The organism is Oscillospiraceae bacterium, from assembly GCA_035380125.1.
Lineage (GTDB): Bacteria > Bacillota > Clostridia > Oscillospirales > JAKOTC01 > DAOPZJ01.
Genome location: DAOSWV010000029.1, coordinates 23,447 through 37,582, shown reverse-complemented (window position 1 = coordinate 37,582; position 14,136 = coordinate 23,447). Strand labels below are relative to the sequence as shown.

Below are 14,136 nucleotides of genomic sequence, written 5' to 3'. Positions count from 1 at the left end.
GCTACTCTTTTTTTCCTCCTCCCTTTTGTAACACATCAATTGTAATCCTACAAAAAGGCGAAACGGCGCACGAAAGCAAATTTTGAAACCGCTAATAAAAATATTAAACTCGTAAATAAAAATATATAAATATATTGACAAAATAATAAAAATGATGTATACTGTCTTTGTACCTGAAGATAGGGGGTCTTCCATTTTGAAAAAGACACTTTACAGCTTAATGCTCTCGGACGACGTCGTGCGCGAAGTCGATCTGATGGCCCATCAAACCGGCACAAACCGTTCCAATCTCGTCAATCAGATATTGGCCGAGTATTTTTCGGTCACCACCTCGGAGCGCCGGGTCGGCGATATCTTCCGCGCTATCGAAGAACTGGTTGCGCCGTCGCCGGAACTGGTGCCGTTCTTCGCGCCGAACGCATTCACGATGTCGCTCAAATCCAGTTTGGCCTATAAATACCGGCCGACCATCAAATACGAGGTCGCTTTATACCGTTCGGGGCAGGATTCGCTGGGCGAACTCTCGGTGATTTTCCGCACCCAATCTGCGGCACTGATCGACGCAATGGCCGACTTTTTCCGGCTTTGGAAGCACATTGAGGACGAAACGCTGCCCGAACCGGTCGATTGCGCGCTCTATGACGGGCGGTTTGTCCGGGCTATCGGCGTGCCGCAGGGCAGGGACTGCTCCTGTGACGACATTGCGGGCGTGATCTCGGAGTATATCAAGTTGCTCGACCGATTGTTAAAGGGTTATCTTTCCGGAGAGCTAAGCGCGAAAGCCGTGGAAAAAGAGTACAGAAGCGATTTTGCAAAACGGGCAATCATTATTTAAATCAATTTCCTGACAGCAGGGAGGAATCAACATGAACACCAATAACTATACGCAAAAAACCATTGAGACCATCAATGCGGCACAGGGCATGGCGCAGGAAAACGGCAATCCGTACCTGATGCCCGAGCATCTGCTGTATGCATTGATTGATCAAGACGGTGGGTTGATCGGTTCGCTGTTTACCAAGATGGGCGTTGACTGCGACGCTTTGCTTGGCGAACTCGACACCATGATCGGTGCGCTGCCAAAGGTCTCGAGCGGCAGCGGTGAGGTCTACGCCTCCGCCGAGACCGGAAAAGTGCTTCGGTTTGCCGAAAAGGTCGCCGAGAAGATGCACGACGAATACGTCTCGGTCGAGCATCTGGCGCTCGGATTGTTCTCCGAGGGCACGCCGCAGATTAAAAAGCTTTTTGCGCAGCACAATATCACCAAAGAGCGCTTCAACGAGGAGCTTTCAAAAGTGAAAACCGCACCCGTGACTTCGGATAATCCGGAAGGCACCTATGAAGCGCTGAAAAAATACGGCATCGATCTGGTCGAACGGGCGAAAAAGCAGGAACTCGACCCGGTCATCGGCAGGGATGCCGAAATCCGCAATGTCGTTCGGATTCTGTCGCGTAAAACCAAGAACAACCCGGTGCTGATCGGCGAACCCGGCGTCGGCAAAACCGCCATCGCCGAGGGACTTGCCCAGCGTATTGTGCGCGGCGACGTACCCGAGGGACTCAAGGATAAAACGATATTCGCGCTCGACATGGGCGCGCTGATCGCGGGCGCAAAATACCGCGGCGAATTTGAAGAGCGGCTCAAAGCCGTGCTGAACGAAGTCAAGCAGGCCGAGGGCAAAATCATCATGTTCATCGACGAGCTGCACACCATCGTCGGCGCGGGCAAGACCGAGGGCAGCATGGACGCGGGCAATCTGCTCAAACCGATGCTGGCGCGCGGCGAACTGCACTGTATCGGTGCGACCACCCTCGACGAATACCGAAAATATATCGAAAAAGATGCGGCTTTGGAGCGGCGTTTTCAACCGGTCATGGTTGACGAGCCGACGGTCGAAGACACCATCTCGATCTTGCGCGGTCTGAAAGAACGCTACGAGATCTACCACGGCGTGCGCATCCACGACAACGCTTTGGTGGCCGCCGCGACCCTTTCGCACCGCTATATCACCGACCGTTTTCTGCCGGACAAAGCCATTGACCTCGTCGACGAGGCCTGCGCGCTGATCCGCACCGAGATCGATTCGATGCCGTCCGAACTCGACGACCTGCGCCGCCGCATCATGCAGCTCGAGATCGAGGAGATGGCGCTGAAAAAAGAGGATGACCAACTCTCGCGCGACCGGCTTTCCAAGCTGACCGCCGAACTGGCCGAACAAAAAGACCAGTTCAACGCCATGAAGGCGCGCTGGGAATCCGAGAAAAACAGCGTCGACAAGGTTAAAGATATCAAAGCCAAAATCGAGCAGCTGCACGGTGAAATTGAGCAGGCGCAGGTCAATTTGGAATACGAAAAAGCCGCAAAGCTGAAATACTCCGACCTGCCCGCACTGGAAAAGCAGCTCGACGAAGCCGTCGCGGCCAGTGAAAAACGCACCGGCGGCAACGAACTGGTGCACGACACCGTCACCGAAGAGGAGATCGCGGGCATCGTGGCCAAATGGACCGGAATTCCGGTCTCTAAACTCATGGAGGGCGAGCGCGAAAAACTGCTGCACCTCGACGAGATCATTCATAAACGTGTGATCGGGCAGGACGAAGCCGTCAAACTGGTCACCGAGGCGATTCTGCGCTCACGCGCAGGCATCGCCGACCCGAACCGCCCGATCGGCAGTTTTCTGTTCTTGGGTCCGACCGGTGTCGGCAAGACCGAACTCGCCAAATCGCTGGCCGAGTGCCTGTTCGACGACGAACACAACCTCGTGCGCATCGATATGACCGAATACATGGAGAAGTTCTCCGTCTCGCGGCTGATCGGCGCGCCTCCGGGCTACGTCGGCTACGACGAGGGCGGACAGCTGACCGAAGCGGTGCGCCGCAAGCCGTACAGCGTCGTGCTGTTCGATGAGGTCGAAAAGGCGCATCCGGACGTGTTCAATATCCTGCTGCAAATTCTCGATGACGGCCGCATTACCGACAGTCAGGGCCGTACGGTTGACTTTAAGAATACGATTGTGATTCTGACTTCGAATCTGGGCAGCCAGTATCTGCTTGAGGGCATCACACCTGACGGCGAGATCACCGAAGAAGCACAAACAGCGGTTATGAATGAGGTGAAAAACGCTTTCCGCCCCGAATTTCTGAACCGGCTGGATGAGATCATTCTGTTCAAGCCGTTGACGAAAGCCAACCTGACCGGCATCATCGACATTCTGACCGAGAGTTTGAAAAAGCGGCTTGCAGAAAAGACGCTGGGTCTCGAGATCACAGACGCGGCCAAGAACTTCATCATCGACAAGGGATTCGACCCGTTCTACGGCGCAAGGCCGCTGAAACGGTATCTGCAGAGCGCGGCCGAAACGCTGATCGCCAAAGAGATTTTGCGCGGCGACATCTCTGCCGGCAGCACATTGGTGCTCGACGTCAAAGACGGCGAGCTGGTCTGCACAAAGAAATAAAACACATAAAAGCGCGGAGCCTGTCGGTTCCGCGCTTTTTGCATATTGCTTTTTATCGGCGGCTGTGTTATCCTTGATGGCGAATTTACTCGAAAAGAGGATATCACATGAACGACAACTGCGATCTTGCAAAACTCACTGATTCCGTCAGCCAAAACGCGGTCAGCGCCTGGCCGTACGATAAATACCCCGACATGCCCCGCTTGACGGCACATTCGGTGATTGCGCTGCTCGAAACCGACGGCCCCGGTGTCGTAACATGTATTCACGCCACGCGGTTTATGCCGCGCGGTGGGCTTGATTTTAACAAAGAACCGGCAAATGAATTGATCGTGCGCGTTTTTTATGATAATGAGACCGTGCCGTCCATCGAGATGCCGTGGCATGATTTTGTATTTGACTTGGGCGCAAAGAGCAATTTTTTCAGTTTGGGCTGTGTGTCCAAAGTTCACCGCGCCAACAACTTCCGGCTGCCGATGCCGTTTCGAAAACACATCAGAATCACACTTCAAAACCCCACGGACAGAGACATGACGGGCTATGCCGATGTACAGTGGGATCGTTTATCCGAATTCCCCGACGATATGGGGTATCTGTATGCCGAATACCGCTCCGGTGCGCTCAACATTCCGTTTGCCTCGGTTGAACTCTGCAACATCAAAGGGCAGGGGAAGGTTGTCGGTCAGTGGCTGCTGCTCACGGCTGATGACCCGATTTGCAAAAACGGCGAATTGTTATGCGAGGCCAATAACGAATTTTACCTCGACGGCGCATCCGTTCCGTCTTTGGAATACCTCGGTACCGAGGATTTATACGGGTTTTCATGGGGCTTTGAACAGTTGGAGAGCGACGGGGTCTGTGCCATTTTGCGCAAAGAAGAGACGAAAAACGGCGGTTCGGTCATCGGGCTGGCCCGCATGCGTACCGCCGATGCGATCTCGTTTCAAAAAAGCTGCCGGTATATATTCACTTACGAGCATGAGATCAATCCCGCGCTGCCGTCGCTCAATCCCAATATCAAACGCGCACTCGACCAAAACGACGTAAAAGCATCCTTCGAAAGCTGCGTTTATTATTATAAAAAGTAGGGAACGGTCTTGACCGTTCCTCTTTTCGTTTTTATGATGTTCAATATTTTGACGGAATGGTCAAGACCATTCCCTACAGGATGAACGTCCTGAGCGCTTCCACGCTCTCCGCAATATAAGTCGCGCCGGCTTTTTCAAACTCCTCGCGGCTGCCGTAGCCGTACAACACGCCGATGGAGTCCATACCGAACACCTTTGCGCCCAAAACATCATGCTCGCGGTCACCGACCATCACGCATTCGGACATGGTAACCGGCCCGATGTTGTTCAACGCATATTCGATGACCTCGCTTTTCAGGGTTCGGGTCTCGTCGAGGTTCGCGCCTGCGATAAAAGTGAAATACTGCGCCAGATCAAAACGCTCCAAAATCCGTTTGGCAAAAACCTCGGGCTTGGAGGTTGCAACCACCAGCGTTTTTCCGGCGGCTTTCAGATCGGCCAAAAGCGTGTTGATACCTTCATAAGGCACATTTTCGAAAATGCCCTTGTCCTGAAAATATTCGCGAAAATATCCGATCGCAACGTCGGTCTGTTCCCGTGAGAGTCCGTAAAATTTCATAAACGACTCGATGAGCGGCGGGCCGACGAACGGGTAGAGTTCCCGGTTATCCTCAACATGAATTTCGAACTGTTCCAATGCGACTTTGACCGAATTGGTGATGCCCAACCCCGGGTCGGTCAGCGTGCCGTCAAGGTCGAATAAAACAGTTTTGTATGGTTTCATATTTTTGTTTCCTAACCGGAGCACATGAATGCGCTCATATGTTAATATTAGATATAATGTAGGGGCGGATATCATCCGCCCGCATATAATATTCGCTGTTTATGAATTTACGATATCAATAGGTTCAGTTTCACGTTTGAGAGCGGCGTCGCGCCGCTGGGCGGATATTATCCGCCCCTACATTTTCAAAAAGCGGCGACGGCAGAATTGTCGTCACCGCTTTTAAAATTCATTTGAATTGGGTTAATTACATTTTGCCTTCGCAGATCTGAAGAGCAACTTCAGCGGCGGATGCGGCATCAGCGGTATAGTAATCGGCGCCGACCTGTTTGCAGAACGCGTCGGTGACAGGCGCTCCGCCGACCATGATCTTGACCTTGTTACGGATGCCTTCTTTTTCGGCCACTTTGACGACGTCGCCGATGGCGCCCATCGTGGTGGTCAGCAGCGCGGAGCAGCAGATGATTTGGCAGTTCTGGGTCTTTGCGGTTTCGACGAATGTCTCGGGAGAGACGTCGGTGCCGAGGTCGACGACTTCGATGCCTTGGCCTTCGATCATCATCTTGACCAAGTTTTTGCCGATGTCGTGCAGGTCGCCTTTGACGGTGCCGATGCAGACCTTGCCCTTGGATTTGACGCCTTCAGCCACCATCAGCGGCTTGAGCAGTGCGACGCCGGCATTCATTGCACGGGCGGCGATCAGGACTTCGGGGACATAAACCTCGTTGTTCTTGAACTTGGTACCGATGATGGTCATACCGGCGAGCAGACCTTTATCAAGAATTTCACCGGCAGGGATCTTCTGGTCGATGGCACTCTGAACGAGGGCTTCGACGTCCTTCCGTTTGCCTTTTTGCAGCATCTCGGAAATTTCTTCGAAAATTGTCATTGCAATTCCTCCGTGCAAATTATGTGTTTTATTACCGCTTTGCGGCTGTTAATATTTTACCACAAGAAAAACCGAAACTTTATAAAAATATTTTGATTTCTATAAAGGTTTTTCTGTATGGATTCATTTTGTCGTCTGCTTTTCGACCAGACGGCCGCCGCAGTATTTTTCGCGCAGCTTCGGTTTTTCAATTTTTCCGGTCGGATTGCGCGGCACGATATCGAAGATGAACTTTCTGGGGCGTTTGTAACGCGGCATTTCTGCGCAGAAGTCCTCGAGTTCGGCTTCGGTGCAGGTCATGCCGGGTTTGACTTCGACGATGGCAGCGGCAATTTCACCCAGACGGTCGTCGGGCAAACCGATTACGGCCACATCTTTTAGCTTGTTGTTGCGACGCAGGAAATCTTCAATCTGAACGGGATAAAGATTTTCGCCTCCTGTGATGATCACGTCTTTTTTACGGTCGACAAGGTAGATGAAGCCGTCCTCATCATATTTGGCCATATCGCCGGTCAGCAGCCAATCGCCTTTTAAAATTTCATCCGTCGCCTTGGGATTTTTATAATAGCACTTCATCACGCCGACGCCTTTAACGGCCAGTTCGCCGACGGTTTCGCTCTCTTTGATTTCCGATCCGGTATCATCGACGATCTTGGTCTCCCATAGATAGCCGGCCTTACCGATCGCGCCGACTTTGTGAATATTCTCCACGCCCAGATGCACGCAGCCCGGTCCGAGCGATTCCGATAATCCATAGTTGGTGTCGTAGTCGTGGTGCGGGAAGACCTGTTTCCAGCGTTTGATCAAACTCGGCGGCACCGGCTGAGCACCGACGTGCATCAGCCGCCACTGGTCGAGATCATAATTTTCGAGTTTGATGTCGCCGCGTTCGATACTGTCCAGAATATCCTGCACCCACGGTACCAAGAGCCATACAATCGTCGCGTGCTCATCTGAAACTGCCCGCAGCACCCATTCGGGCTTGACGCCGCGCAGCAAAACCGCTCTGGAACAGGCCAGCAAGCTGCCGAACCAGTGCATTTTCGCGCCGGTGTGATAGAGCGGCGGAATGCAGAGGAATACGTCGTCGCGGCCCTGCGAGTGGTGATTCTGTTCGGTTTGGCAGGAGGCCACAAGTCCTTTGTGCGAATGCAGAATTGCTTTGGGGAATCCGGTTGTGCCGGAGGAGAAATAGATAGCCGCGTCATCGTCCTCTGTCAGTTCGACCGCCGGGGCAATCGAGGAGCAGTAACCCACATATTCATCATAGTTATCAGCAAAAGCCGGCGTATCGGCGCCGACATAGAACATGCGTTTGACATTCGTCAACGAATCCACAATCTGCTCGATGCGCCCGACAAATTCCGGTCCGAAGATCAGGGTTGTGGCGTCCGAGAGATCGAGGCAGTATTTGATCTCATCGGCGGCGTAGCGGTAGTTCATCGGCACGGCCAGCGCGCCCGTCTTGAGAATGCCGAAATAGATCGGTAGCCATTCGAGGCAGTTCATCAGCAAAACGGCGACCTTATCGCCTTTTTTGATGCCCCGGCTGAGTAAAAGATTGGCGAATCGGTTGGCTTTGATGTCAAAATCACGCCAGGTCATCTCGCGGCGGTATTTGCCGCCCGGCGCCGATTCGATCAGGTTGAATTCGCGCCAGGTCACATGTTCGGGATGCAGGGCGGGGTTGATTTCGACCAGCGCAACCTCGGTCGGGTGCAGACGTGCATTTCGTTCGAGAAAATCCGTAATAATCATGTCGGGCAAATCCTTTCAGATAAAATAAAACGCCCCCGTTTACGGGAAACATGCTTTAAATATGCATGTGCCGTAATAACGGAGGGCGATAAAAAATCGCGGTACCACCTCGGTTTGCATCCGGTTCACACCGGACGCCTCTGCGGGTAAGCAGAAGCAACAAGTTGCTTAGACATATCCTGCCGCTGTAACGGGCGGACCCGTCGCCGCCTACTCGGAAACCTTTCGGGGCGCGGCTCTCGGGATGTATTCAAAAGGGCTTTCCCCGCGCCTCTCACCATCCGGCAGCTCTCTTTGGGGCAGCGTTCTTTCTACTTCTTCCCGGTCATGGCCGGTGAGGGAATTGTAGCATATCGAAAAAATGATGTCAAATTATTTATTAAAAAGGTTGCGGCGGTCAATCACGCGCTTGGCCTTGCCCTCGCTGCGCGGAATCGATTTCGGGGCGACGAGGCGCACGTCGGCGTTGATGTTGAGCACGGCGTGAATTTGATTTTGAAGCTTGCGCTCGATGGCAGAAATGTTTTCGATCTTGTCCGAGAACATCTCCGAGGTCATTTCAACTTCGATCGACAGTTCGTCCAGATACCCTTTACGGTCGACGTAGAGCATATAGTGCGGTTCGACTTGACCCATCGACAATAAGACGCTTTCGACCTGGGACGGGAAGACATTGACGCCGCGGATGATGAGCATGTCGTCGCTTCTGCCGATGACTTTTTTCATCTTAGGCAGGGTTCTGCCGCATTCGCAGGTGCCATAGGTCAGGGAAGACAGGTCGCGGGTGCGGTAGCGGATCATCGGCAGCGCCTCTTTGGTGATGCATGTAAATACGAGTTCACCGGTTTCGCCTTCCTTCAGAACTTCGCCGGTCTCGGGATTGATGATTTCGGGGACAAAGTGATCGGCGTTGACGTGAAGACCTTCGCCGTGATTACAGGACATCGCGACGCCGGGCCCCATAACCTCGGAGAGACCGTAAATATCATAGGCCTTAAGTCCGAGCCGCTGTTCGATTTCCTCTTTCATCGATTCCGACCATGGTTCTGCGCCGAACACACCGGCCTTGAGTTTAAAATTGGACAACGGGATGTTGTTGTCGCGGATATAGTCAGCCAAATACAATGCATACGACGGTGTGCAGCATAAAACCGTGGAGCCCAGATCCTGCATCAGCTGAATCTGGCGCGCGGTATTACCGCCGGAGGTTGGAATTGTTAATGCGCCCAGACGTTCGCTGCCGTAATGTGCGCCGAGACCGCCGGTGAACAACCCATAACCATAGGAAATTTGAATCACGTCGTGTTTTGTCGCTCCTGTCATCGCCAAACAACGTGCCATACAGTCCGCCCAGATTTTAATATCGTTTTTCGTGACGCCGACGACGATCGGTTTTCCGGTCGTACCGGATGAGGCGTGAATGCGGACGATTTTCTCTTTCGGGACGGCAAAGCAGCCGAACGGATAATAATCGCGCAGATCGGCTTTGGTCATAAACGGGAGTTTATGCAGATCTTGTATTCCTTTGATATCGGACGGTTTGAGGCCGTGTTCATCCATTCTGTCGTGATAAAATCGTACGTTATTATAAACCCGCTCAACGGTGTTGATCAGACGCTCATCCTGGATTTTTTTCATTTCGTCTGCGGACATGCATTCGTGCTTGCGGTCAAAATAACGCATAGACAATACCACCTTTTAAAAAATACGAAAACAGGGAAAACCGCGCGGCGACTTGTCCGAAGCGATTTCCCCGCATTTTCAAGGATTATAACACACGTAAGGTCAGGATGCAAGCAAATTTACTGTAAATCGACGATTCCGACCCTCCGATTGTAATAAATATGCGTTAAATCGGATTGTGAATAAATATATATACATCCCTCCTGTAGGGGGAAGATACGTTTGCTGTCGAATAAAATCTGCTCTGCTGCCTTGGCGAAGTCCTGATCGGAGTAGGCCTCGATCGCATCGAGTTGTGCGTTGAGTTCGTCGGATGCGCCGATCTGTGCGCACAGATCCCGGTAAAAAGCGGCCGGCGTCGACTGGGTATATTCGATGGGAAGCAGTGCGGCATCGTAGTCCCCGCTGCTCATCAGCGAGAGGATTTTCGAGCGGCTGTAATATTCACGCGTAATAAAGATGTTTATGTTTTTTTGCCACAACTGAACCAATTGATCGGATAAAGCCCTGGCTTCGTCTTCATCCGGTACCAAAAGGGTAATGGTAGGCAGCGCGGAGAGATCATAGGCGGAGAGCAGTGCGCTTAAAAAGTTTTTCGCGGTGTCGTTATTTGCCGCGCGGGCGAGTTGGGCTTTTGAGAGATAGAAGTTCGCATAGGCCTCCGGCATGAGATTTGTCACCCGGTTTTCCTGTTGGAGTTCGCCGATTCCACCGTAGGCAAGCGCATATAAAAGCCGTTCGTCCCGACTTGCCGTATCCTCTCCGATGCCGAGACAGATTCCCCAGGTTAGGTTTTCGACAGGTTCAACTTCAATCTCATCGCTGACATCTAATTCGATGTCGTAGATTGCCATTGCGGTTTTGCCGGATTCCAGCTGCGCAGTCAATTCGGACTCGGAAAGGTCTTCGCTGATAAAAAATGTAATCGTATCGGGCAGCGATTTTTCGGCGCCGTCACGTTTCTTTAACACGATTTGCGTACTGCCGCGGCTGTAAACGGTATATGGGCCGTTCAGCAGGGTTTCTGCGGAAGTCATGCCGTATGATCCCTCCGAAGCGTCGAAAAAGTCTTCGTTGCAGGGCGAGAGATAGGGTGCTGCAAAGGCATATAAAAAGGTTTCGTCGGTGTAGTCCAGCGTTAAAATGAGCGTGCTTTTATCCGGACAGGAAATGCCTGATATCTCAGATGCCGCTTGATTGTAAAAATCCTGCGCTCCTGCGATGGAAAAAAGGGTTTTCGCATAGGCGGATTCGGTTTCAGGGGAGAGGACGCGTTCAATGGCGAACGCAAAATCATAAGAAGTGACCTGAGTGCCGTCCTGCCAAAGCCGGTCGGTGCGCAGAATAAATGTCAGCTTTGTTCCGTCTTCAGAAAAAAAGAACTGTTCAGCAACGTCGGGATGGAGCATACCGTCCTTCCCGTATTGCAGAAGCCCGGAAAACAGAAAACCGAAAACAGAGGCGCCGGGTTCCTGCGCCTCAAGCTGAGGGTCGAGCGTGGACGGAAACGCATCCAGCCCGATTTGAATTTGATTGTTGCCGCAGCCGGTCATCGGCAGCAGGCAGACGGTCAGCAGAACCGCAAAAAAAACAGCAAATAACTTTTTCAATTCAATTTAAATCTTCATACCGTATTTCGGTCAGACGCAGACGCTGCAGGCAGCCCTCGTCGCGGGCGTCGCCGCAGCAATAGGCCAAATACATGCGGTCGGCTTCGGGATAAATCGCGCAGTAGCAATAGCCCGCTTCCGGGTCGTCTTCGATCACAAAGGTCTGTTCGATTTTCGTCACGTCTTGGTTCACCAACGTACCGACCAAAGGGGTACGTCCCCAGCCGACTTTGGTATAATCACGGGTGTTGTAGTTCGGGATGGGATTGTAGACCGCAAACAATCTGCCGTCCGGCAAGCGTTTCATCGAGAGCGGAGAACACGGAGCGGTGAAAATCGAGGGTTTGGGTGAAGTCCAGGTCTCACCACCGTCGGAGGATAACATCTCGTATTGATGTCCTAAATCGGTGCGGTTCCAGCTGAATAACCGTCCGTCATCAAGTTCGATAACACCCGGCTCCTGATAACCCGCCTCATCAAATCGGCTTTCGGAGTCATAAATACCGCTGAGATTGTGCCAGGTCTTTCCCAGATCGTCGGAACAGACGAAGCGGATGCTCCCGCGTCTGGCGAATTTTTGATCCGAGGCAAAGTTTTTATGCAGAGAACAGGGGACAAGCAGGCGCCCGCTTTTCAGCTGAACCACACGGTCGTTGTTGGTGACGTTGTATCCGGGTTCGGCGATACAGCAGATTGGTCGGCTCCAGGTCTTGCCTTCATCACGGCTGTGCGAGATGTGTTCACGGATATCCGACTTGCCGTCTTTCGAATCTCGGACGAGGAAAAACAGGGCGATGTCGTCTTTGCCCAAACGCAGCAATGAGACGCTCATGATGTTTTTCGTCCCGAAATCTTTTGCAGAAAACAAGATCTCCGGATCGCTCCACGTTTTACCGTCAAAGAGAACTGCGGCGATGTCGCAGCCGGCGGCGTCGCCCCAACTGTCTCCGTGATAGCGGCTGTATGCAAACATCAGATGACCGTTTTTTAAACGCAGAAAAGCACCCTCGCTGTTACGGGGGGTTCCTTTCGAAGGCGGCAGCTCATAAACAGGTGTTCCGATCTTTTTCATCATGCTCACATTCTTGACTGCTGCGCGGACATTCGCCCGCGCAGCAGATTTGATCTTTATTTATACATCGGGCCGTAGTGCGCACAGGCGCGGTAGTCGGCCGACTCGAGTTCGTCGGTGCCGAATGCCGACCAGGCATGCGGGCGGAAGATGCGGGTGTCCTCGACGTTGTGCAGTGCGACGGGGATACGCAGCATCGAGGCCAGCGTGATCAATTCCGCGCCGACGTGTCCGTAGACGCTCGCACCGTGGTTGGCGCCCCAGTTGGCCATGACGCTGTAAACGTCCTTGAATGCGCCTTCTCCGGTCAGTTTCGGCACAAACCAAGTGGTCGGCCATGTCGGGTCGGTGCGCTTGTCGAGTTTTTCATGAATATCGTCGGGCAGGGTGGCCGAATAACCCTCGGCGATCTGCAATACCGGACCGATGCCGTCGACCATGTTGGCGCGGATCATCGTCAGGGGCATTTCGGCCTGCGTGCGGAAGTGCGACGAGAATCCGCCGCCGCGGAAATACTCATAATTGGCGCGGCACCAGTCGGTGGCTTTCAGACAGGCGTCGATGTCCTTGTCCGTCATTTCCCACCACGGCTTCATGCAGCCCTCGCCTTTGGCGTTTTTGGCTGCGCCGGTGCCGTCGAGTGCGGTTGCGCCCGAGTTAATCAGATGGATAAAACCGTCCTTGGCGATGCCCTTGGGGGATTTGCCGGTCACGCGTTTAACCGCCTCGGGACTCCAGTAGGTGCGTACGTCGGAGAACAGCGGCGCGGTATTGGAGACCAGATAGCCCAACAGCATGGCGACACCGTTCATCGTGTCGTTTTCGGTGGCGAAAGTCACCGGCGTGCGTGCGCCGTTCCAGTCGAAGGTCGAGTTCATAATCGCTTCGGTGAAGTCGCCGTTGGGCAGCCAGTCGGTCCAGTGGCGCTGACCCTGGAAACCGCCCGCGATAGCGTTTTTGCCGAGGGCCTCTTCATGCCAGCCCATTTTGTCGAGAACCGGATTACCCAGCATCACGTCACGTACGATCAAACTGAATTTCGTGATGAATTCCCAGTCCTTGTCGGGATCGATAACCTTGGACTTGGTGATGATTTCGGGCAGGTTCTTGCCGGCGTTGCAGTCGAAGCCCTCTTTGCAGTTCTTTTTAATCCACGCGTATGCGCGGTCGTATTCGTCATGGTCGTAAATTTCAAGTTTCATGCGGCGTAAAACTTCGGTCAGATCGCACCATTCGGCGCGGATGCCGAGGTATTTCTGGAAGAAATCCGCGTCGCAGTAAGAACCCGCAATGCCCATCGAGATGCTGCCGAAGTTGACATAGGACTTGTTTTTCATCAGGCCTACCGCAACGGCGCAGCGGGCAAATTGCAGAATCTTGGTCTCGACGTCGGGTGTGATGCCGGAATCTCCCGCATCCTGAACATCATGTCCGTAAATCGAAAATGCCGGCAGCCCTTTTTGGGCATGAGCCGCCATAACAGCCGCCAGATAGACCGCGCCGGGGCGTTCGGTGCCGTTAAAACCCCAGACCGCTTTCACGGTGGTCGGATCCATGTCCATGGTCTCGCTGCCGTAGCACCAGCAGGGTGTGACCGTCAAAGTACCGCAAACCGATTCACCGGAGAACTTTTCGGCACAGGCCGCGGCTTCGGCGCCTCCGCCGATGGTCGTGTCGGAAACAACACATTTCACCGGTGTTCCGTCGGGATATCTGAGATTGTCGGAGATGAGTTTTGCGGCAGCTTCCGCCATTCCCATGGTCTGTTTTTCAAGTGATTCGCGCACGCCGCCCCAGCGGCCGTCGATCGTGGGGCGAATGCCGATTTTGGGATATACCATACATTAAAACCTC

The 14,136-nt window shown here is 53.1% G+C and carries 10 protein-coding genes and 1 other annotated feature; of the genes, 3 read left to right on the top strand and 7 right to left on the bottom strand.

What is annotated here, in order from left to right:
- Window positions 1-196: 196 nt before the first annotated feature.
- The 3 genes from PK629_11130 (at window position 197) to PK629_11120 (ending at window position 4,546) form a co-directional block, all read left to right on the top strand.
- A complete protein-coding gene (locus PK629_11130; protein ID HOP12033.1) occupies window positions 197-835 on the top strand; it encodes a hypothetical protein in 639 nt (212 codons plus the stop codon).
- A gap of 31 nt (window positions 836-866) precedes the next feature.
- Window positions 867-3,458 (top strand): ATP-dependent chaperone ClpB, encoded by a 2,592-nt coding sequence (gene clpB / locus PK629_11125; protein HOP12032.1) that lies wholly within the window; start codon window positions 867-869, stop codon window positions 3,456-3,458.
- 107 nt (window positions 3,459-3,565) lie between these two features.
- Window positions 3,566-4,546: a DUF2961 domain-containing protein gene (locus PK629_11120; protein ID HOP12031.1), complete on the top strand. Its 981-nt coding sequence runs from the start codon at window positions 3,566-3,568 to the stop codon at window positions 4,544-4,546.
- Between the two features lie 73 nt (window positions 4,547-4,619).
- On the opposite strand, the gene PK629_11115 is transcribed toward PK629_11120, so the two are convergent.
- The 7 genes from PK629_11115 to PK629_11085 form a co-directional block, all read right to left on the bottom strand.
- Entirely contained in the window at window positions 4,620-5,270 is a 651-nt protein-coding gene (locus PK629_11115; protein HOP12030.1) for an HAD family hydrolase, read from the bottom strand.
- A gap of 247 nt (window positions 5,271-5,517) precedes the next feature.
- Window positions 5,518-6,159: a corrinoid protein gene (locus PK629_11110; GenBank protein ID HOP12029.1), complete on the bottom strand. Its 642-nt coding sequence runs from the start codon at window positions 6,157-6,159 to the stop codon at window positions 5,518-5,520.
- Between the two features lie 123 nt (window positions 6,160-6,282).
- Window positions 6,283-7,917 carry an AMP-binding protein gene (locus tag PK629_11105; protein ID HOP12028.1) on the bottom strand — a complete coding sequence of 545 codons (1,635 nt, stop codon included), beginning with the start codon at window positions 7,915-7,917 and terminating at the stop codon, window positions 6,283-6,285.
- Between the two features lie 78 nt (window positions 7,918-7,995).
- Window positions 7,996-8,255: a binding site (T-box leader), on the bottom strand.
- 34 nt (window positions 8,256-8,289) lie between these two features.
- The gene (locus tag PK629_11100) at window positions 8,290-9,600 is read right to left on the bottom strand and encodes a phenylacetate--CoA ligase (GenBank protein HOP12027.1); all 1,311 of its coding nucleotides are present in this window, start codon (window positions 9,598-9,600) and stop codon (window positions 8,290-8,292) included.
- A gap of 119 nt (window positions 9,601-9,719) precedes the next feature.
- Entirely contained in the window at window positions 9,720-11,210 is a 1,491-nt protein-coding gene (locus tag PK629_11095) for an ABC transporter substrate-binding protein (GenBank protein ID HOP12026.1), read from the bottom strand.
- A gap of 1 nt (window position 11,211) precedes the next feature.
- Complete coding sequence (locus PK629_11090) at window positions 11,212-12,285, bottom strand: sialidase family protein (GenBank protein ID HOP12025.1); 1,074 nt, start codon at window positions 12,283-12,285, stop codon at window positions 11,212-11,214.
- Window positions 12,286-12,338: 53 nt separating this feature from the next.
- Window positions 12,339-14,123, bottom strand: coding sequence for an L-fucose isomerase (locus PK629_11085; protein HOP12024.1), 1,785 nt, complete (start codon window positions 14,121-14,123; stop codon window positions 12,339-12,341).
- Between the last annotated feature and the right edge of the window lie 13 nt (window positions 14,124-14,136).